This is a genomic window from Vibrio sp. UCD-FRSSP16_30 (assembly GCF_001676025.1).
Classification (GTDB): Bacteria; Pseudomonadota; Gammaproteobacteria; order Enterobacterales; family Vibrionaceae; genus Vibrio.
This window is the reverse complement of record NZ_LZFW01000018.1, coordinates 23,002-44,185: the sequence shown is the minus strand read 5'-3', so window position 1 is coordinate 44,185 and position 21,184 is coordinate 23,002. Positions and strand designations below refer to the sequence as shown.

Below are 21,184 nucleotides of genomic sequence, written 5' to 3'. Positions count from 1 at the left end.
AGAGCATGCGGGTCACTTACTAGAAGTGCTTGAAGATCGTTATCAAAACAGCAGCACAATCGTCATCAGCCAATTACCCGTAAAGGAGTGGTACAACATGATCGGTAACGCTACCGTTGCAGACGCGCTAATGGATCGGCTCGTACACAATAGTCATCGAATAGAACTGGGAGGTGAATCAATGAGAAAACTGGCGCAATCCGATCACTTAGAGTAAAAATAAGAAGAGAGAAAAACGGCAGGATCTGGTGATCGGAATAAACCGAAACAGCTGATCGCAATCACCGGAATACGCAATTAAAAGGTCGAAATATGAAAAAGCTTATCCTTGCTACTTGTATCGCTTCTACTTCTCTTATGTCTATGGCCGCTTTTGCTGACGCAAAAACTGAAAATGAAATGTGGGCTAAGGGTGGTGCAACGGTTTCACAAGCACAATATCCAAGCGTTGAAACTGCTCGCCAATTCCTAAAACAACAAGATATTGCAGGTGTAAATAAGTTTAATCACAAACGTTTTTTGACGCCTACCGATGAGCAAGAAGTGGTTCGTATGAACCGTGATACTTACTATTCATTTTCTACCGTAGACGTCAGTAAAGGCGCGACAGTGACGCTACCTGAGATCAAAGAAGGCATGTATATGTCAATGGAAGTCATCACCGAAGATCATCGTATTCAGGCAATGCAATATGGTGCGGGTACTTATGAGTTAAATACTCATACTGGCGATCACGTTCAGGTTCTTATACGTTTAGATGCTCGCTACTCAGTTGAAGAAGCGTGGGAAATTCGCAACAAGATTCGTGTTGATGCAAAATCGGCAAACCCTTATGTCTACAAGGGTCCGGCGTACGATCACGCTGCGTTTGAAGCCACAGAGAAAGCATTAAAAGGCCAAATATTCGATATTATTGCTAGTGATGGTTCTAATGCATTGTCTGGCATGTTCACAAGCCCTGATGATGCGTCAGATGAGCTATTTGTTCAGAACAAATACGAAGTAGGCTCGGCGGTTGGTTGGGGCGGCGCTCAGCTTAAAGATAACATCTACGAAATCTCAAAAAACATGGATAACTCTAAATGTTACCAAGCAACCTTTGAAGATCCTAAGAACCTAGCGTTCACCTCAGTGACGGTTTATAACGGCGCAGGCTTTATGTTCAATGACCACGCTAACATCTCTACCGATACCGCAGATTACAACGCTGATGGTACGTTAACCCTAAGCTTTGGCTGTGGCGCTGATGCACCAAACAACATTACCACTACCGAAGGTAATGACACCGGTAAATTTAACCTTGCCATGCGTCATTACATCCCAAGTAAGAAAGTAATGGATGGCTATCGTCTACTGCCGCTAGTTAAAGAAGTGAAGTAAGTTACTTTTAATTATTAGACACAAAAAAAGGGCGTGTTGCTTTCACAACACGCCCGAGCCTGTCACAGGCCAAAACTCACTAGTAGGAATGAAAACACGATACTGCGTGTTCGTCGCTACCTTCTAGTACAGGTTTTTTCTTAGCGCACTCATCAGTTGCAACTGGGCAACGTGTTCTAAAGACACAGCCTGATGGTGGGTTCATTGGTGATGGTAAGTCACCTTCTAGCATTTCAATTTTCTTGTTGCGCTCTAATCTAGGATCAGGGATCGGCACTGCCGACATTAACGCTCTGGTGTACGGGTGTTTTGGCGCAGCAAAAAGTTGCTTAGATTCACCAAGTTCAACCGCATTCCCTAAGTACATCACCAATACGCGATCAGAAATGTGCTTAACTACAGAAAGGTCGTGGGCAATGAACACAAGGCTCAGACCAAATTCTTTTTGCAGCTCTTTAAGAAGGTTGACTACCTGAGCTTGAATCGACACATCAAGGGCTGATACTGGCTCATCACAGATGATCATCTTAGGTTTTAAAATCAGAGCGCGCGCAATACCGATACGCTGACACTGACCACCAGAGAATTCATGTGGGTAACGGTTGATAACGTTCGGTAGCAAGCCTACCTTATCCATCATCATTTTAACTTCTTGTTTTACTTCTTCTTTACTCAGTCTTGGGTAAAACGTCTGTAGAGGTTCTGCAATGATGTCACCCACGGTCATACGCGGGTTAAGGGAAGCTAAAGGGTCTTGGAAGATCATTTGGATGTCTTTGCGCGTTTCGCGGCGCTGAACATCTTTCATTTTGGTTAGGTCTTGTCCTAGCCAAACTACTTCACCTTCGGTTGCTTCAACAAGCCCAACAATTGCGCGAGCAAACGTTGATTTACCACAACCAGACTCTCCTACTACGCCCAGCGTTTCACCTTCGTATAAACGAACGTCTACGCCATCAACAGCTTTAAGTGGGATCGGTTTGCTCCAAGGCCAAGCGGACTTAGAGGCAATCTGGAAGTGAACTTTTAGCCCTTTCACATCCAGCATGACATTTTTATCATTCATCAAAGGTGTGCTCATCGTTTCCAAGCCTCGTGATCAGAAAAACAGGCGCGTTGGCGGTCAGTACCAAACGGCGTCAAAATCGGTGCTTCGCTCATACAGCGATCGGTCACGCGATGACAACGCTCTTGATATGGACAACCTGGTGGCAGTTTTAACAAGTTCGGTGGATTACCTGGGATAGTCGGTAGTACGTCTCCCTCAGTATCCAAGCGAGGAATGGCTTTTAACAAGCCTTCTGCATATGGGTGGCTCGGCTGATAGAAAATATCATCCACTGAACCATATTCCATGGTGCGACCTGCGTACATAACCAGCACTTTGTCACATGATCCTGCTACTACACCAAGATCATGAGTGATCATGATGATTGATGTATCAAATTCAGATTTAAGCTCGTTAAGAAGATCCATAATCTGCGCTTGAACGGTTACGTCCAGTGCTGTAGTCGGCTCATCAGCAATCAACAGCTTAGGACGGCATAGCAAGGCCATAGCAATCATCACACGCTGGCGCATACCGCCTGAGAACTCATGCGGATACATGGTAATACGCTTACGAGCTTCTGGGATCTTAACCGCTTCAAGCATGCGTACTGATTCTTCGAATGCTTGTTTGCGGCCCATGCCTTTGTGCAGCATTAACACTTCCATCAACTGGTCACTTACCTTCATATAAGGGTTAAGTGACGTCATTGGGTCTTGGAAGATCATCGCAATTTGTTCAGCGCGAACTTTGTTTAGCTCTTTTTCTGGCAAATTTAAGATCTCACGACCTTCAAACTTAGCACTACCTGAAATAATGCCGTTTTTTGCTAGCAAGCCCATGATGGCAAATACTGTTTGTGACTTACCTGAACCTGACTCGCCCACGATGCCTAGCGTTTCGCCCGGCTGTAGTGAGAAGTTCAAATCGTTTACCGCAGTCACGATGCCGTCTTGAGTAGTAAACTCTACTCTCAGGTCTTTTACGTCTAATAATTTATTCGTCATTACCCTATTCCTTATTATTCTTATCTGTCTTTAGGATCAAGCGCGTCACGCAGGCCATCGCCAACGTAGTTAAAGCAGAACAGAGTAACTACCATGAATGCGGCAGGGAACATCAATTGCCAAATGGCAACTTCCATTGTGTTCGCACCTTCTTGCAGTAGCGCTCCCCAGCTCGTCATAGGCTCTTGTACGCCCAAACCAAGGAAGGATAGGAAAGATTCAGTTAAGATCATGCTTGGTACGAGTAGCGTTGAGTAAACGGCTACGATACCTAGAACGTTCGGTACAATGTGGCGAGTAATGATTTTCCATTTGCTTACGCCACAAACGTGGGCAGCTTCAATGAACTCTTTACTGCGCAAACTCAATGTCTGACCACGTACAATACGCGCCATATCAAGCCAAGCAATTGCACCGATAGCAACAAAGATAAGGACAATGTTACGGCCAAAGAAGGTTACCAGTACGATCACTAGGAACATGAATGGCACAGCGTATAAAATTTCTAAAATACGCATCATAATGCGGTCAGTACGACCACCGATGAAACCCGATGTCGCACCATATAGCGTACCAATCAGTACTGCTACTAGAGCGCCTAGCACACCAACCATGAGGGAGATACGTCCACCCACTAGGGTACGCACGTATAAATCACGTCCAAGGCTATCTGTGCCAAAGATGTGTTCCATTGAAGGCGCGGCATGCATTGCGTACCAATCGGTATCATCGTAAGCGTACTGCGCAAACATTGGCAGGAAGATGACCGCTAATGTAATGAGCACTAGGATAATCAGGCTCACCATTGCCGCTTTATTTCGCATAAAGCGCACGCGAGCATCTTGCCATAGCGAGCGACCTTCGATCTCTAGGTTCTCAGACATCTTTTCGATCGCTTCAAGGTTTTCTTTTTTAATCAACATTAAGTGAGTCCTTGTTAAAAGCGAATCTTAGGATCGATAAAGGCTAGCAATATATCGACCACAGCGTTAAATAGGATAAATAGGAATCCAATAAGAATTGTAATGCCCATTACTAGAGAGTAATCACGGTTAAACGCCGCATTCACAAACAACTTACCAATGCCCGGTAGACCAAAGATTGTCTCAATAACGACCGAACCGGTAATGATACCGACAAATGCAGGTCCCATATAAGAAACAACCGGTAGCAAAGCAGGTTTAAGTGCGTGCTTTAAAATGATGTAGCGATAGCTCAGGCCTTTAGCGCGCGCGGTGCGGATAAAGTTACTGTTTAATGTTTCAATCATCGAACCACGGGTAATACGGGCAAATGTCGCAACGTATAGCAACGACATACCAATAATCGGTAGTGCCATATACTTAAATGAACCGTCATTCCAGCCACCAGCAGGTAGCCAACCAAGATTAATAGAGAACAAGTAAATCAGTACGGGTGCCAACACGAAGGATGGCATTACCACCCCGAGCATGGCGGTGGCCATTATTCCGTAATCGAGGCCACTATTTTGCCGTAGTGCGGCAATGGTGCCGACGGTGACTCCCATCAGAACAGTAAAGATAAAGGCAAGAAAGCCTACTTTTGCTGATACAGGCAGAGCGTTAGAAACCAGCTCATTTACCGTGAAATCTTTGTATTTAAATGAAGGCCCAAAATCACCTTGAACGATATTGGTTAAATACGTGGTGTACTGCGTTAATACAGGCTTATCTAAGCCGTATTTAGCATTAATGTTCGCCATTACTTCCGGCGGAAGTGGGCGCTCACTAGAAAAAGGGTTACCCGGCGCAAAGCGCATTAAGAAGAATGATACTGTGATCAACACCAACATAGTCGGTATTGCCTCGAATATCCGTTTTATAATGAATTTAAGCATAAACTCACGCATCCAGTCTGTGACAAAAAGAGTAGACGCTGCATGTATTACTACATGCAGGTCTTTCATATTTTATTATTATTTTAAGTAGGTGTTACTTAATGATGTACATATCTTTGGAGAACAGCTTGTCTTCAGCATTGTTGCTTGGGAAGCCGCCTACTTTTGGTGAAACTAAGCGAGATTTAACGTATTGGTAAATTGGTGCAATTGGCATGTCTTCAGCTAGCTGATGCTCAGCTTCTACATAAAGCTTTTCACGCTCTACATCACTGGTTTCATGCATCGCTTTTTCCATGATCGCATCATAAGTTTCGCTATGATATTTCGGATCATTTGAGCTGTTGTTTGTTTGCATTAGTGACAAGAAGCTTGAAGCTTCGTTGTAATCACCACACCAACCAGCACGAGTTACATCGAAATCACCTTGACGACGTGTATCTAAGTACGTTTTCCACTCTTGGTTTTCAAGCGTTGCTTTTACGCCAAGATCTTTCGCCCACATAGATTGAATGGCAGTTGCCACTTTCTTATGGTTTTCAGATGTGTTGTAAAGCAGCGTGAATGAAAGAGGATGACTGTTGTCAAATCCAGCTTCAGCAAGAAGCTCTTTAGCTTTTGCAATACGCTCTTTCTGGCTTAATGTTCCGTACTCAGGAAGCTCTGGGTTAAAGCCAGCTGTGATTTCAGGTGTTAAGAAATACGCAGGCTTCTGACCTTGGCCAAGAATCAGTTTTGCAATAACGTCACGGTCGATCGTGTAAGACAGTGCTTTACGAACGCGCGCATCATCAAATGGTGCTTTCTTGTTGTTGAAGCCGTAGTAGTAAGAACATAGGTTGCCCACTACAGATACAGATTCTGGGTGCTCTTTTTGCAGACGCTTAAAGTGCTCAATTGGCAGCTCGTTAGTAATCTGAATTTCACCAGACAAGAAACGGTTCATTTCTGAAACTTGGTTTTCGATAGGAAGGTAAGTCACTTTGTTTAAAACAGTGTGCTCGTTATCCCAGTAGTTAGCGTTACGTACAAGCTCAATGCGCTCGTTCACTACCCACTTGTCTAGTACAAATGCGCCGTTACCAACAAAGTGTTCAGGTTTAGTCCACTGATCGCCCCACTTCTCAACCGTTGCACGATGCACAGGCTTAACCGTTGTGTGACCCATCATTTTCACAAAATAAGGCACTGCGTGCTCAAGTGTGATTTGTAGAGTGTTTGCATCAACCGCTTTAACACCTAGTGTATCTTTGTCTTTCTTTCCAGCAATGATATCAGCAGCATTAACCATAGTGGTCATCTCTAAATACCAAGCATAAGGAGAAGCGGTATTAGGATCGATCGCACGCTTGAAGCTGTATACGAAGTCATCTGCTGTTACAGGGTCGCCGTTTGACCATTTAGCATCTTTACGAAGATGGAAAACGAACGTTTGGTTGTCTTTAGTTTCCCAAGACTCCGCGACACCTGGAATAGTGTTGCCATCTGCATCTTGGTTTACTAGACCTTCAAGAAGATCGCGAATAACGTTAGATTCAGGCACGCCTTCAGTTTTATGAGGGTCGATTGAAGCAACTTCTGTACCATTACCACGAACCAATTCTTGCACAGGTGCAAGTTCAGTGCCGGCAGGAACATGTGCTGCAAAAGAAGTGCTCGCCACTGCTAGGCCTGCACCAAGGATTAGTGCTTGGGTGATCTTATTTTTATACATGCAATAAACTCCAATTTTTTATCGTTGCATCCATGAACTCTTTATTCTGACTCTCAGTCACCACTCTTAGCTACTTTGTATCCATAAAGCAGCGAAAAGACGGAGAGACCATAAAGATTGGAAACAAAGTTACCAATCCTTGAAAGTTTTTGCCATAAAAATGTCATAACGCAATCGTTAAACTCTTACTTAGCTCAATATTTTAGAGTTAAATACCGCATTCAGATTCAATATCAGTGAACTAACCCACAAAACTCAAACAAACAAGTAACCACAATGAACGCATGCATTAATTTGTGATGCAGATCACCAAATCAAAGCCTGTAAGAAACAAAAATAGAACGTAAATGACATAGGATTATCACTAATATCTCAATACAGTTACATTATTCAAAAGTCAGCATTTCAAAGAAAATGTAAAAACATGTGAAGTGTTATGATTTAGATCAAAAAAGCCCCTATTAAATAGAGGCTTTTTGATTTCATAAGAATCTGTGAAGTAGATCACATTTTGTCATATGGTATGACTACCAGCGTTTTGCCGAGTTTTCATCAGATTGGCGAGAATCCAACCAACGTGATGAATTATTGAGCCGTTCCTTCTTCCAAAACGGTGCTTTGGTCTTCAAATAGTCCATTATGAACTCACACGCAGCAAATGCAGCGTCTCTATGAGCACTCGAAACTCCGACAAAAACAATTTGATCAGCAATATTGAGATCGCCAATACGATGAATTACCGTCACTTTATCTAAAGGCCAACGAGAACGCGCATCTGTGCAAATTTCCTGCAATGCTTTCTCTGTCATCTTGGGATAATGTTGCAGATTTAAACCAATAACATCATCACCAAGATTGAAATCTCGTACTTTTCCTACAAATGTAACTACAGCGCCGATAGAAGATGATTCACCTAACAAAGCGTATTCATCAGAAAGATCAAAGTCTTGCTCTTGAACCAAGATTCTATCCATATTGCTAGCCCCCCGTGACCGGAGGAAAGAAGGCGACTTCGTCCCCTGTTTTAACTTCGGTCTCTAACGGGCACATCGTATGGTTAACCGCAGCGAGTAGCTTGCCTGACTCCAGCGCCAGCGCCCATTTATCACCGCGTTCAATGAGTTGCTGACGAATGGCGTTAACAGAGGTTAAATCGCTATCAATGGTTAACTCATCTTGACCCACGAGTTCACGAACCTGAGCAAAAAAAACAACTTTAATCATAGTTTGGCCTCAAAGTGTCCCGATTTTCCGCCACTCTTCTCTAATAGTCTCACCTGCGAAATAACAATGTCTTTTTGCACCGCTTTGCACATATCGTAAATCGTTAGGGCTGCAACCGAGGCCGCCGTTAACGCTTCCATTTCAACGCCCGTCTTACCTGCTAATTTACACACAGATTCAATACGGACCTGATTGGTTTCCATTAATGGCGTAAGTTGAACTTCAACCTTTGATAACAGTAACGGGTGACAAAGTGGAATTAAATCCCACGTTTTCTTAGCCGCTTGAATACCGGCGATACGCGCTGTAGCAAACACATCACCTTTATGGTGATCGCCACTGACAATAAGTGCTAATGTCTGCTCAGACATGCTCACAATGGCTTCAGCTCTTGCTTCGCGCACGGTATCAACCTTTGCTGATACATCCACCATGTTTGCTTCGCCGTTTTGATTGATGTGAGTTAATTCATTCATCTCACATTACATCCCAATATGCGGCATAAAGTTACATGGCTTATGGCGAGAATCTAATTGGTCTTTAATAATGCGAGTCCACGCTGTGCGACACGCACCGGTTGAACCGGGCATCGCTAAGATAACCGTGCGATTAGCAAAACCACCTAAAGCGCGAGATTGAATTGTCGAGGTGCCAATTTCTTCATAAGAAACTGCGCGAAATAGCTCGCCAAAGCCTTCCACTTGTTTATCAAATAATGGCGATAATGCTTCTGGGGTAAAATCACGAGCAGTAAAACCTGTACCGCCAGTGACTAAGATCGCATCAACATTTTCATCGGCAATCCACTTTGAAACAATCGCACGAATCTTATAAACATCATCGATAACAATTTGTTTATCCGCTAATTTATGTCCTGCGTCTTTAACTTGGTCAACTAAGTAACCACCGCTAGTGTCTGTCTCTGTCGTACGAGTATCTGATACGGTCAATACGGCAATGCTAGCCGGCGTAAAATCGTTATGAGCGTGTCCCATGAATGTCATTTCCTATGTACTGTCTGAATTTGAAATTAAAATGTAATTCGATAATGTTGAATGGCAAAAATTAGCTGTCTAATATAGCCATTAATTTAACGGTCAACTTTACTTAGCCACCAATGGAGGCAAGATGAGGCGTTGCTCCAGGATTATTTTGATCAAGGTGATGGCTGACTTCTTTTACCTGTAAGCCTTGTGAAATTCGTTCAATTAACGCGTCTTCTTGGTTATCCTCTTGCATCAGATCTCTTAGCTCTAAGCCTTCGTCACCAAATAGGCATAAATGCAACTTACCCATTGCTGACACTCGCAAACGATTACACGTAGAGCAGAAACCTTTCTCATAAGGCATGATGAGGCCAATCTCACCTTTATAATCAGGGTGAATAAACACTTGCGCAGGCCCATCATTGGCTTCTCTAAGCTTTAATAACCAACCATTGGCAATCAGTTGGTTACGAATGGCAACACCTGACACATGACGTTTATCAAATAAATCGTCCATTTCACCAGTTTTCATCAATTCGATAAAACGAAGTTGAATAGGCTTGTCTTTAATCCACTGCAAAAACTGCGGAAGTTGCTGACTATTGAGGTCTTTAAGAAGCACCACATTCACTTTAACTTGTTCATATCCCACTTCAAAAGCACGATCGATTCCCGCCATCACATCATGAAAACGATTTTGACCGGTGATCTGATAAAATTGTTTGGGATCTAAACTGTCTAAGCTGACGTTGATATGGGTTAAACCTGCCTCTTTCCAATCAGAGACCTGCTTTGCCATACGATAGCCGTTGGTGGTGGTGGCGATTTTATCAATGCCTGGGGTTTGCGCCACGCTGTGCACAATATCGGTAAAGTCTTTGCGTAAAGTAGGCTCACCGCCAGTAATACGAACTTTTGTCGTACCACAATGCGCAAAGGCTCTCACTACACGCTGTATCTCGGGTAGAGTAATAAATGGGGGGCGTTTACTGGCTTCAGGACGGTAACCATCAGGCAGGCAGTAATTACACTTAAAGTTACAGACATCGGTAACAGAAAGTCGCAAATAATAAAACTTGCGATGAAAGTTATCTTCAAATTGTTGAGTCACAAAACACCTTTCCTAAATACGGGAGGCAACGCCATTTCTAGAGCAGCCCTGGTGGCAAAATGCCACGGCCTAAACCACATATTATTCACGAGACTCAAATTATGAGAGTGTCGCGTCAAACTTAGTGAAGAAGACTCGGAGTTTTACATCTACAGTATAAACCATATTCCGTAGACGAATAACAAAGCCTAACGGAATGTCCTTTCAATTGCCAAGGTTAGTACCTTAAAAGTAGCACTCTATCAACTTCAGTGGCGTCATATTTGGTCTAGCTGTTAATTTCAGGTACATTTAATAAGTAATTCTAATGATAAGAAATAATCACATGGAACCCTATTCATCAAGTAAAGTGGTCGCAATTGGCGGTGGGCATGGTCTGGGACGTATGCTGGCCGCATTAAAAGACTTTGGCAGCAATGCGACTGGCATTGTTACCACCACAGATAACGGCGGCTCAACAGGGCGAATTCGTCATTGCCAAGGCGGAATAGCTTGGGGTGATACTCGCAACTGTATTAACCAGTTAATCACTGAACCTTCGGTCAGTTCGATGATATTTGAGTATCGTTTTCGTGGTCTTGGTGAATTAGATGGTCACAATCTGGGTAATCTTATCTTAACCGCCATGGATAACCTTTCGATTCGCCCCTTACAGGCAATCAACTTAGTTCGAGAAATGCTCAAAGTAGAAGTCAATATCCTACCAATGACTGAGCATCCATCGGATTTAAAAGCGTTATCAACCAAAGGGCACTGGGTAAAAGGTGAAACCAGTGTTGATGAAATGCAAGAAGACCTATTGCGTTTGGATCTTGACCCTGAAGTCCCCGCGATCAGCGAAGCCATTGATGCCATTAAACAAGCTGATGCCATCATATTAGGCCCGGGAAGCTTCTTAACCAGTATTATGCCTCCCCTACTATTGCCAGAAATAGGGCGAGCGATTAACTGCAACAAACACGCTAAATTAATTGTGGTTGAGAATTTAAGTCCCGAATACGGCCCTGCTGGCCGAATGGAATTAAAACAAAAACTTAGTTGGATAGAGCGCGCCTGCCAAGGGCGAAAAATCGACACCGTATTAGGCGGTGTACCGCACCCTGAACTGGAAGAGAATTGGAATATTGTGACTCGCGATCTTGCCTCGCTAAATAGAGAGTGGCGTCATGATCGCGACAAATTAAGCATTGCTATATTAGAGCAGTTATCTTCAAAGTAAATGAGCTTGCAATTGGTCTAATTTATACACAGTGCGCTGCAATAATGTCACTAACCCCGCGCATTGTGTATCAAACTCTTGCAGATGACTTTGTTTATAAAGCGAGTCCATTTCCGCAGCTTTTTCTGCAAGCAGAATAGCACCAAAGCTTGGCGCACTGCCCTTTATCGCATGGCATATTCGCGCAATGGTCTCTCGGCTTTGTTCAGACAGATCGGCGCAATCTATTTGCCCAATATACTGCTGAAGCTCCTGTTTAAAGATATCCAGTAATGCAGGCATTGCTTCTTCGCCCACTTGAGCGCTCAAACTGACTATCTTATCGTTTTGCAGTAAATTCAGCTCATCCACGCCCTTTCTCCCATTTTTCTAATTTTCTATATAGTGTTGATGCACTGACATCCAACTCTGTTGCAGCAGCAGGAATGCTTCCGCCGCATAACTCAATGGCCCGTTCAATCGCGCGTCTTTCCACTTGCGCAAGTGGCACAATACTTCGGCTATCCTCAACATGTTCAGGGTCGAGAAAATTATCAATAGTATCTTCAGAAAAAGAGGCCACTTTAAATCGGTCTAAAGGCGACGGTAACATTTCTAATGTCACCTCTTCCCCTTCATTTAACACCACAATATTACGAATCACATTTTGCAGCTGACGAACATTACCCGGCCACGGATAAGAGACAAAATGACGCAATACCTGCTGTTCAAATTTACCAAAGTGTTTGTTTTCTTCTAGGGAAGTAAAGCCCAACAACGAATAAGCGATTTCTACAATATCATCGCCTCGCTCACGAAGCGGCGGTAGATGTAAAGGAATGACGTACAAGCGATAATACAAATCTTCACGAAAACGCCCTTTACGCACCTCTTGCCACGGATCTTTGTTGGTTGCGCAGACAAAACGCACATCCACACGACTTAACTTTGAGGAGCCGACCTTTTGAAAGGTGCCCGTTTGAATAAAGCGCAATAGCTTGGTTTGTAACTCAAGATCCATTTCACACAGTTCATCTAAAAACAGTGTGCCTCCATCAGCCAGCTCTGCCGCCCCTTTTCTGTCGGTTGCAGCGCCAGTAAATGCGCCTTTTACATGACCAAACAATTCACTTTCAATCAAATCTTTAGGGATAGCCGCACAGTTTAGTGCAATAAAGGATTGCGTACTGCGCGGGCTCACCGAGTGAATAGCCTCAGCGCAGACTTCTTTGCCGGTGCCACTTTCGCCAGTGATAAAAATGCTGGCTTTACTCGATGCCGCAGAATCTATGGTTTTATACACCTTTTGCATGCTCGGGCTTGAGCCGATAAAACCTTGATATTGCGTGCCTTCATGCAATATATCTTGCCCGGCATTTTGCGTTTGGTGAATGGCTTTAGACACCGTAATTCGCAGTTGGTCGGCTTCACAGGGCTTAATTAAAAAGTCATGCGCTCCCGCTCTCATTGCTTTGACCGCAACTTCAATAGAACCATGAGCGGTCATGAAGATCACCGGTAACTTAGGTGCTTGCGTGCGCACTTTTTTCAGCACGTCCATGCCTGTCATATCGGGCAGACGTAAATCGAGCAGCATTAAGTCAATTGCATGTTGCTCAAGATACTCTAAAGCGGCTTCGCCAGTATCGACGATATGTATCTGCAAATCTAACGTTGCAAGATAGGTTTTATACAAAGTCGCCACAGACAGAGTGTCTTCTACCATCAGTAGCTTTAAGGGTTTATTTTCTATTTTATTTTTGGGCATCGAGTGTCAAACCTATACCGAATAAGGGTATTTAACCAATCACAGTGATTAAGTGGTCAGAAATAGCGCAGGAAAAACACTTGAGAACAAGGCGCTATTTTTGATAAATAGTTATTTTACATTCAAAAAATTCAACGCCGTTATCAGTGTTTTAACAAGCTAGAATGATCAGTTAATGACTACGCTTGGTATTAACTATTTGCGATAAATTGTCGGCGATATTCTTCCATTTGGTCTCGCTTCGCCGCGGCTTCTTCAAACTCAAGATTTTGTGCATGTTGATACATTTCATTTTCGAGTTTTAATATCAGTTTTTCGAGATCTTGTGGTGACAAGTTTCTATATTGCTCGTCATTTTCTGCCACTTTAGATAAAGGTACAGCCTTCGACTTCTTATTGCCACCTGCTTGAGCAACACTGCCAAGCTCCATAATGTCTTTAACACTTTTCTTCAGAGCTTGCGGTGTGATGCCATTATCTTCATTATATTGTTGCTGTTTTACTCGACGACGTTCGGTTTCTCCCATCGCTTTTGCCATCGACTTGGTAATGCGATCAGCATATAAAATGGCTTTACCTTCTAAATGTCGAGCGGCGCGACCAATGGTTTGAATTAACGAACGTTCTGAGCGTAAAAAGCCCTCTTTATCGGCATCTAAAATAGCCACCAGCGACACTTCGGGCATATCTAAACCTTCTCGAAGTAAGTTAATGCCCACTAACACATCAAACTCCCCCAGACGCAGATCGCGGATAATTTCAACACGTTCCACGGTATCAATATCAGAATGCAAATAGCGCACTTTGACATCATGCTCGCTTAAATACTCGGTTAAATCCTCAGCCATACGCTTGGTTAAGGTGGTCACTAACACTCGCTCATTTTTAACACTTCGAATACGAATCTCAGAGAGTAAATCATCAACTTGAGTCGCGACAGGGCGCACCTCTAATATCGGATCTAATAATCCTGTCGGGCGCACGACTTGCTCAGCAATATCACTGCCCGAGCTTTCTTTTTCATAATCACCGGGGGTGGCGGAAACAAAAATGGTTTGCGGGGCAAGCGCTTCAAACTCATCAAATTTTAATGGGCGGTTATCAAGTGCGGAGGGTAAACGAAAGCCAAATTCGACTAAGGTTTCTTTACGCGAGCGATCCCCTTTATACATAGCGCCAATTTGTGGCACTGTAACGTGAGACTCATCAATCACTAATAAGCCATCTTTTGGCAAATAATCAAATAAGGTCGGCGGCGGCTCACCCTCAGAGCGTCCACTTAGATGTCTTGAGTAGTTTTCGACGCCAGAGCAAAAACCCAGTTCGTTCATCATCTCAATATCAAATTGAGTTCGCTGACTGATGCGCTGCTCTTCAAGCAGTTTATTGTTCTCTAGCAAATACTGTTTGCGATCCACCAGCTCAACTTTGATTTTTTCTATCGCTTCTAACATTCGCTCTCGCGGCGTTACATAGTGCGTTTTAGGGTAAATGGTAAATCTGGGTAAATCTCGCTGAGTCACAGAGCCGGTGAGAGGATCAAAAATACTAATGCACTCTATTTCATCATCAAACATCTCAATGCGCACGGCATCATGTTCTGATTCGGCAGGATAAACATCAATCACTTCACCACGTACACGAAACTGCCCGCGCTCAAAGGCCACATCATTACGTGAATATTGCAGCTCTGCTAGACGGCGTAAAATGTCTCTTTGATTAACAAAGTCGCCTCGTCTTACGTGTAGCATCATTTTTAAATACGACTCAGGATCGCCCAAACCATAAATAGCGGATACCGATGCAACAATAATGGCGTCTTTTCTTTCAAGTAGCGCTTTAGTCGCAGAAAGTCTCATTTGCTCAATATGTGCATTTACCGACGAATCCTTTTCAATAAAGGTATCAGTTGTAGGGACATACGCTTCGGGCTGATAGTAGTCATAGTAAGAGACGAAATACTCTACCGCATTATTGGGGAAGAAAGACTTCATCTCGCCATATAACTGCGCGGCTAAGGTTTTATTAGGCGCAAGAATAATCGCAGGACGCTGCGCGGTGGCAATGACATTGGCTAATGAAAAGGTCTTACCTGAGCCTGTCACCCCCAATAGGGTTTGATGGGCTAAGCCACACTCCAAACCTTCTAATAACTGTTTGATGGCTGTTGGCTGATCTCCAGAGGGCTTATAGCTTGAAACTAAATCAAATGTTTTACTGCTTTTTTCTTCACTCACAATAAGTTACCTTCACCGGAAATATCTCTAGGGGTAGTTATATCAATTTTATCACTAATAGTGCTAGCACTCGATTTTAACATTTGCTATATTCTCCAACCCTACAGAAAAACCCACATTTCAGCTACAATCATTTAACTCACAGCTTTTCCCCAATTTCCGCCATTCGTTACATTTATGTTTAAATATCAACCAAGTACTCTTTTGGCTATTTCAGCCCTTTTATAGCACGTTATTCTCGTACAACACCTTGTCTTAATTGACGTTGTCTATTTTTGTGTTTAACGATCAAAAGTTGCCAGGTTGTTAATAGAAAAAAGTTGCCCCGAAGTCATCAACATACTTATCCACAAAAACAGTGGATAACTACTGGCAAGCCTTGTCCTACTTGGCCTCATACTTATTGCAATAGCAAAAGATAACTTTTTTAACGACTTCTTATGATTTAATGTTGACACTGTATGGGCTTATCAGTAATATTCGCTTCGCTTTACAGCAATTCCCCTTTAGTTCAGTTGGTAGAACGGCGGACTGTTAATCCGTATGTCGCAAGTTCAAGTCTTGCAAGGGGAGCCAAATTTTTAGAAGCCGTATCTTAGGATACGGCTTTTTTTATGCTTAAAATTTATTTTGCTTAGGTAGAGCGAAACATTAGTCTTCATAAATCACTAGCAAACTGGTCAAATATTCATCTCCTAACCGTCTTATACGTCACTTTTATCGACTCTTGCTATTAATAGACAGAGATTAACGACTATATTTTCTAGAAATACCCTAAAACCCTACAGATGTTATGTTGTTATATACGCAACAAATTAGGATAATGTTCAGCTCAACTTAGGTGAGTAAAAAATTGGTATGACCGAATATATTTTGTTGTTGATTGGTACCGTGCTGGTCAATAACTTTGTGCTAGTTAAATTCTTAGGCTTATGTCCATTTATGGGCGTCTCAAAAAAACTTGAGGCGGCGATTGGGATGGGGCTTGCCACGACGTTTGTATTAACCTTGGCATCCGTTTGTGCCTATTTGGTCGAAACGTATTTGCTCGAACCTTTAGGGATTGAATACCTAAGAACGATGAGTTTCATCTTAGTGATTGCAGTTGTAGTGCAATTTACTGAAATGGTCGTGCATAAAACCAGCCCAACCTTGTATCGCTTATTAGGTATTTTCATTCCGCTTATTACCACCAACTGTGCGGTATTAGGTGTCGCGTTACTCAACGTAAATGAAAACCACAGCTTTGTAGAATCGATTATTTATGGATTTGGCGCGGCGGTTGGCTTTTCTATGGTACTGATTTTATTTGCCTCTATGCGTGAGCGCATTGCCGCATCTGACGTCCCTCTTCCATTTAAAGGCGCTTCTATTGCGATGATTACCGCGGGCTTAATGGCGCTAGCCTTTATGGGCTTTACTGGTTTGGTGAAAATATAATGGCAGCCATTATTATTGCAATTGTCGCACTGGTTATTTTAGCGGCGTTTTTTGGTGGGCTACTAGGCTTTGCCTCAATTCGTTTTAAAGTAGAAGCAGATCCTATTGTTGAACAAATTGATGCTATTTTGCCACAAAGCCAATGTGGTCAATGTGGCTATCCCGGCTGTCGCCCTTATGCGGAAGCGGTTGCCAACGGCGACGATATCAATAAATGCGCCCCTGGCGGCGAAGCCACAATTAAGAAGCTGGCCGATCTTATGGGTGTGGATGTTCCTGATGCGACTCAAGAGCAATCAGAGAATGTGAAAAAAGTGGCTTTTATTCACGAAGACATGTGCATCGGTTGTACGAAATGCATTCAAGCTTGCCCTGTTGATGCCATTGTTGGTGGTACAAAGGCAATGCACACTATTATTTCCGATCAGTGCACAGGTTGTGATTTATGTGTCTCCCCTTGCCCAACCGAGTGCATTGAAATGGTCCCAGTACAAGATACAACCGATACTTGGAAATGGCAGCTTAACTCTATACCTGTAGTTAATCTTAATACTACATCTAGCACTAACGGAAACTCGTAGCGAACATGCTCTCTTTAATTGAAAAAATCCGTTCTGGTCACCTATGGGATTTCCCTGGGGGTGTTCATCCACCAGAGAACAAATCTCAATCGCTATCATCTAAAATTGAGCGCTCGAGTATCGCTGATGAATTAATCATACCGATTAAGCAACATATAGGTAAAACCGGAGACATCATTGTTCGCGTAGGCGACAAAGTGCTCAAGGGACAGCCTTTAACTCAATATAACTCCAGTATCAGTCTTCCGGTACATGCGGCGACCTCTGGCGAAATTATCGCCATTGAACCTCGTCCTAGCTGTCACCCATCAGCCATTCCAGAATTGTCGATTGTGCTAAAACCGGATCATCAAGATACCTGGATTTCACATCAAGGTACGCCAGATTACACCGAGTGTAATCCAGAGCATCTGCTAGACATCATTCGTCAGGCGGGTATTTCAGGTATGGGCGGCGCAGGCTTCCCAACTGCGAGAAAGCTTCAATCAGGACTAGGCCGCGTTGATATTTTGATCATCAATGCCGCCGAGTGTGAGCCTTATATTACGGCCGATGATACTTTAATGCGTGAATACGCTGATGAGATCATGCAAGGCATCGAAATTCTTAAGCATATCCTCAAACCAAAACTTGCCATTATTGGCATTGAAGACAATAAGCCCGAAGCGATTGAAGCATTAAATATCGCTGGCAAAGATCACGATGTGGTGATCCGAGTGATTCCAACAAGGTATCCTTCTGGGGCATCTAAACAGCTTATAAAAATTCTGACCAATAAAGAAATCCCTAGTAGCGGTTATTCTGCTGACATCGGCATGACGATGTTTAACGTCGGCTCTGCATTTGCGGTAAAACGCGCCGTGATTGATGGCGAACCTTTGATTGAACGTGTGGTGACTCTGACCGGTAAAAGCATTAAATCGGCTAAGAACTTCTGGGTTCCAATCGGGACACCTGTGGCTCACCTATTAGAGCAAGGCAACTTTAAACCGACTAAGAAACAAGCGGTCATTATCGGTGGCCCTATGATGGGCTTTGCTCTGCCACAAATTCAAGCACCTCTCACTAAGACCAGTAACTGCGTGTTAGCACCGGGTAAACGAGAAATTTCGTTTGATGATCATGAGATGGCGTGTATACGTTGTGGTCAATGTGCCGAAGTCTGTCCTGCATCATTACTTCCTCAACAAATGCTGTGGTACTCACAAGATAAAGACCTCGATAAGTGCGAAGAATATAATCTAAAAGATTGCATCGAATGTGGCGCTTGCGCTTATGTTTGCCCAAGTAATATCCCGCTGGTGCAGTACTATAGACAGTCGAAAGCTGAGATAAAAACTCGTAATGCCGAACAAGATGCGGCAGAGCGCGCTAAGGTTCGCTTTGAGCAACGTAACGAACGTCTTGAGCGTGATAAATTAGAACGAGAACAAAAATACAAGCAAGCCGCAGATAAGCGTCGCAGCCAAATGAAAGCGGAAGGCGGTGATGATGCGATTGCAGCGGCAATAGAGCGAGTTAAGCAAAAACAAGCGCAAGGGCCAAAACCAGCTGTTGCGGCGGCCATTGCAAGAGCGAAAGCAAAGCAAGCTGAGGCTGAATCAAATTCTCAAACAAGAGATGCCGCTGAACCTGACAATTCTGAAATGCGTGAATTGCGTCAAAAACGTAAAGAGGAAGCACGTTTAAAACGCGCAGAACTATCTGGCACTGCCAATGAGCAAGCCGATCCTAAACAAGACGCTGTAGCGGCCGCTATTGCTCGCGCTAAAGCTAAAAAACAACAACTAGCCACAAACCAAGCTGCCCCTTCCAAAGAAGAGTCGATAAAAGCGGCGATTGAGCGCGCCAAAGCTAAAAAAGCGGCGCAAGCGAATCCAAGCTCTGATGATGCAACATCTGAATCTGATAATGACTCTAAAAAATCAGCGGTAGCGGCTGCTATTGCTCGTGCTAAAGCACGTAAAGCCAAGCAAGAAAACACCGCAGACTCGGCATCAAGCTCTGAACCAACTGCAGAAACTGACGACCCTAAAAAAGCCGCCGTGGCCGCAGCCATTGCTCGCGCTAAAGCACGTAAAGCGAAACAAGAAGAGACTGCAGATTCTGCGCCAAGCTCTGAGCCAACAGCAGTAACTGACGACCCTAAAAAAGCTGCCGTGGCCGCAGCCATTGCTCGCGCTAAAGCACGTAAGGCTAAACAAGAAGAGACCGCAGATGCTGCGCCAAGTTCTGAGCCAACTGCAGAAACTGACGACCCTAAAAAAGCTGCCGTGGCCGCAGCCATTGCTCGCGCTAAAGCGCGTAAAGCTAAACAAGCAGAGACTGCAGATTCTGCGCCAAGCTCTGAGCCAACTGCAGAAACTGACGAGCCTAAAAAAGCTGCCGTGGCCGCAGCCATTGCTCGCGCTAAAGCACGTAAAGCTAAACAAGAAGAGACTGCAGATTCTGCGCCAAGCTCGGAACCAACTGCAGTAACTGATGACCCCAAAAAAGCCGCCGTGGCCGCCGCTATTGCTCGTGCGAAAGCGCGCAAAGCAGCTCAACTAGCTGATAGCAGCGACTCTAAGGAGAATAACTAGTGGCATTTTTTATCGCCAGCTCACCACACACTCAAAAACGTCGCTCATTACCGACTATGATGCTATTGGTCGCAATCTGTGCGATCCCCGGTATTTTGGCACAAACCTATTTCTTTGGGCTTGGCACCATCATTCAAGTGGCTTTTGCTATTTTGGTCGCTTGGAGTCTTGAGTCGATCATTATGCTGCTGCGCGGACGATCGCCTTTTGGCGCTTTGCGTGATAACAGCATATTAGTCACCGCATTGCTTTTTGCGATAGCGATCCCTCCCCTTTCACCGTGGTGGATAACCGTCATTGGTCTATTTTTTGCCGTAGTCGTGGCTAAACACCTTTATGGGGGAGTAGGACAAAACCTATTTAACCCTGCAATGGTCGCATACGTGGTGCTATTGATCTCATTCCCAGTGCAGATGACCAGCTGGCTAACACCTGCGCAAATATCATCAACGCCTATTGGCGCAACTGATGCATTATCTTTGATCTTTAGTGGCTTTAATTTAGATGGTATGTCATTGCAACAAATCCGTACCGGCGTTGATGGCATCACCATGGCAACCCCACTAGATACCGTTAAAACGGGTCTAGGCAATGGTCAAACGTTAACTGAAATTAGCAATAGCCCATTATTTTCGGGTATTGCAGGCTTTGGTTGGGAATGGATAAATATCATGTTCCTAATTGGTGGCTTGGTGATGATAAAACTGAGAGTGATTCAGTGGTATATCCCAGCAGGCGTAATAGCAGGCCTGACTGTAACCAGTCTATTTTTGTTCATTGTAGCGCCTGGGTCTTTAGGATCACCGCTGTTTCAGCTATTTTCTGGCGCGACCATGTTAGGGGCATTCTTTATTGCCACTGATCCGGTGTCAGCGGCCACTACTGTAAAAGGTAGACTCATTTTTGGCGCTCTAATTGGTTCACTAGTAGTCATTATTCGCACCTTTGGCGGCTTCCCTGATGGCGTCGCATTTGCGGTAATTATTGCTAATATGTGTGTACCACTTATTGATTACTACACCCAACCTAGAACCTACGGTCACAAGTAAT

19 protein-coding genes, 1 tRNA gene, 1 pseudogene and 1 riboswitch are annotated in these 21,184 nt (G+C 43.9%); of the genes and pseudogenes, 8 read left to right on the top strand and 13 right to left on the bottom strand.

Annotation, left to right across the window (positions count from 1 at the left end; all coding sequences use genetic code 11):
* Window positions 1-217: pseudogene (istB, locus tag A9260_RS16700) on the top strand (IS21-like element ISVch3 family helper ATPase IstB); the annotation flags it as partial.
* A gap of 95 nt (window positions 218-312) precedes the next feature.
* Window positions 313-1,380 carry a DUF1254 domain-containing protein gene (locus A9260_RS09570; RefSeq protein ID WP_068698436.1) on the top strand — a complete coding sequence of 356 codons (1,068 nt, stop codon included), beginning with the start codon at window positions 313-315 and terminating at the stop codon, window positions 1,378-1,380.
* Window positions 1,381-1,459: 79 nt separating this feature from the next.
* On the opposite strand, the gene oppF is transcribed toward A9260_RS09570, so the two are convergent.
* From oppF to moaA, 10 genes are all read right to left on the bottom strand, one after another.
* On the bottom strand, window positions 1,460-2,461 hold the full coding sequence (gene oppF, locus A9260_RS09565; RefSeq protein WP_068698434.1) for a murein tripeptide/oligopeptide ABC transporter ATP binding protein OppF: 1,002 nt from the start codon (window positions 2,459-2,461) through the stop codon (window positions 1,460-1,462).
* A complete protein-coding gene (locus A9260_RS09560; protein ID WP_068698432.1) occupies window positions 2,458-3,435 on the bottom strand; it encodes an ABC transporter ATP-binding protein in 978 nt (325 codons plus the stop codon). The genes oppF and A9260_RS09560 overlap by 4 nt, the downstream gene beginning before the upstream one ends.
* A 20-nt stretch (window positions 3,436-3,455) precedes the next feature.
* A complete protein-coding gene (gene oppC / locus A9260_RS09555) occupies window positions 3,456-4,358 on the bottom strand; it encodes an oligopeptide ABC transporter permease OppC (RefSeq protein WP_068698430.1) in 903 nt (300 codons plus the stop codon).
* 14 nt (window positions 4,359-4,372) lie between these two features.
* Complete coding sequence (oppB, locus tag A9260_RS09550) at window positions 4,373-5,293, bottom strand: oligopeptide ABC transporter permease OppB (RefSeq protein ID WP_068698444.1); 921 nt, start codon at window positions 5,291-5,293, stop codon at window positions 4,373-4,375.
* Between the two features lie 94 nt (window positions 5,294-5,387).
* Entirely contained in the window at window positions 5,388-7,007 is a 1,620-nt protein-coding gene (locus tag A9260_RS09545; RefSeq protein WP_068698428.1) for an ABC transporter substrate-binding protein, read from the bottom strand.
* Window positions 7,008-7,534: 527 nt separating this feature from the next.
* Window positions 7,535-7,981 (bottom strand): molybdopterin synthase catalytic subunit MoaE, encoded by a 447-nt coding sequence (gene moaE, locus A9260_RS09540; protein ID WP_068698426.1) that lies wholly within the window; start codon window positions 7,979-7,981, stop codon window positions 7,535-7,537.
* Window positions 7,982-7,985: 4 nt separating this feature from the next.
* Complete coding sequence (moaD, locus tag A9260_RS09535; RefSeq protein ID WP_068698424.1) at window positions 7,986-8,231, bottom strand: molybdopterin synthase sulfur carrier subunit; 246 nt, start codon at window positions 8,229-8,231, stop codon at window positions 7,986-7,988.
* Window positions 8,228-8,707 (bottom strand): cyclic pyranopterin monophosphate synthase MoaC, encoded by a 480-nt coding sequence (gene moaC / locus A9260_RS09530; RefSeq protein ID WP_068698422.1) that lies wholly within the window; start codon window positions 8,705-8,707, stop codon window positions 8,228-8,230. Before moaC ends, moaD begins: the two co-directional genes overlap by 4 nt.
* A 6-nt stretch (window positions 8,708-8,713) precedes the next feature.
* Entirely contained in the window at window positions 8,714-9,226 is a 513-nt protein-coding gene (gene moaB, locus A9260_RS09525) for a molybdenum cofactor biosynthesis protein B (protein WP_068698420.1), read from the bottom strand.
* Window positions 9,227-9,338: 112 nt separating this feature from the next.
* Complete coding sequence (moaA, locus tag A9260_RS09520; protein WP_068698442.1) at window positions 9,339-10,328, bottom strand: GTP 3',8-cyclase MoaA; 990 nt, start codon at window positions 10,326-10,328, stop codon at window positions 9,339-9,341.
* Window positions 10,317-10,481: riboswitch (molybdenum cofactor riboswitch) on the bottom strand. It overlaps the preceding gene by 12 nt.
* A gap of 172 nt (window positions 10,482-10,653) precedes the next feature.
* Here moaA and yvcK point away from each other — a divergent pair.
* The gene (yvcK, locus tag A9260_RS09515) at window positions 10,654-11,547 is read left to right on the top strand and encodes a uridine diphosphate-N-acetylglucosamine-binding protein YvcK (protein WP_068698417.1); all 894 of its coding nucleotides are present in this window, start codon (window positions 10,654-10,656) and stop codon (window positions 11,545-11,547) included.
* Here the strand turns inward: yvcK and A9260_RS09510 are convergent.
* The 3 genes from A9260_RS09510 to uvrB form a co-directional block, all read right to left on the bottom strand.
* Window positions 11,539-11,898, bottom strand: a complete 360-nt coding sequence (locus A9260_RS09510) for an Hpt domain-containing protein (RefSeq protein ID WP_068698415.1) — start codon at window positions 11,896-11,898, stop codon at window positions 11,539-11,541. The genes yvcK and A9260_RS09510 overlap by 9 nt on opposite strands.
* Entirely contained in the window at window positions 11,891-13,294 is a 1,404-nt protein-coding gene (gene luxO / locus A9260_RS09505; RefSeq protein WP_068698413.1) for a quorum-sensing sigma-54 dependent transcriptional regulator LuxO, read from the bottom strand. Before luxO ends, A9260_RS09510 begins: the two co-directional genes overlap by 8 nt.
* 191 nt (window positions 13,295-13,485) lie before the next feature.
* On the bottom strand, window positions 13,486-15,531 hold the full coding sequence (gene uvrB, locus A9260_RS09500) for an excinuclease ABC subunit UvrB (protein ID WP_068698411.1): 2,046 nt from the start codon (window positions 15,529-15,531) through the stop codon (window positions 13,486-13,488).
* Between the two features lie 500 nt (window positions 15,532-16,031).
* On the opposite strand from uvrB, the gene A9260_RS09495 reads away from it, so the two are divergent.
* From A9260_RS09495 to rsxD, 5 genes are all read left to right on the top strand, one after another.
* Window positions 16,032-16,107, top strand: a tRNA-Asn gene (locus tag A9260_RS09495).
* Between the two features lie 282 nt (window positions 16,108-16,389).
* A complete protein-coding gene (gene rsxA, locus A9260_RS09490; protein ID WP_068698409.1) occupies window positions 16,390-16,971 on the top strand; it encodes an electron transport complex subunit RsxA in 582 nt (193 codons plus the stop codon).
* Window positions 16,971-17,552: an electron transport complex subunit RsxB gene (rsxB, locus tag A9260_RS09485; protein ID WP_068698407.1), complete on the top strand. Its 582-nt coding sequence runs from the start codon at window positions 16,971-16,973 to the stop codon at window positions 17,550-17,552. Before rsxA ends, rsxB begins: the two co-directional genes overlap by 1 nt.
* A 5-nt stretch (window positions 17,553-17,557) precedes the next feature.
* A complete protein-coding gene (gene rsxC / locus A9260_RS09480) occupies window positions 17,558-20,134 on the top strand; it encodes an electron transport complex subunit RsxC (protein WP_068698405.1) in 2,577 nt (858 codons plus the stop codon).
* Window positions 20,134-21,183 (top strand): electron transport complex subunit RsxD, encoded by a 1,050-nt coding sequence (rsxD, locus tag A9260_RS09475; protein WP_068698403.1) that lies wholly within the window; start codon window positions 20,134-20,136, stop codon window positions 21,181-21,183. The genes rsxC and rsxD overlap by 1 nt, the downstream gene beginning before the upstream one ends.
* Window position 21,184 lies beyond the last annotated feature (1 nt).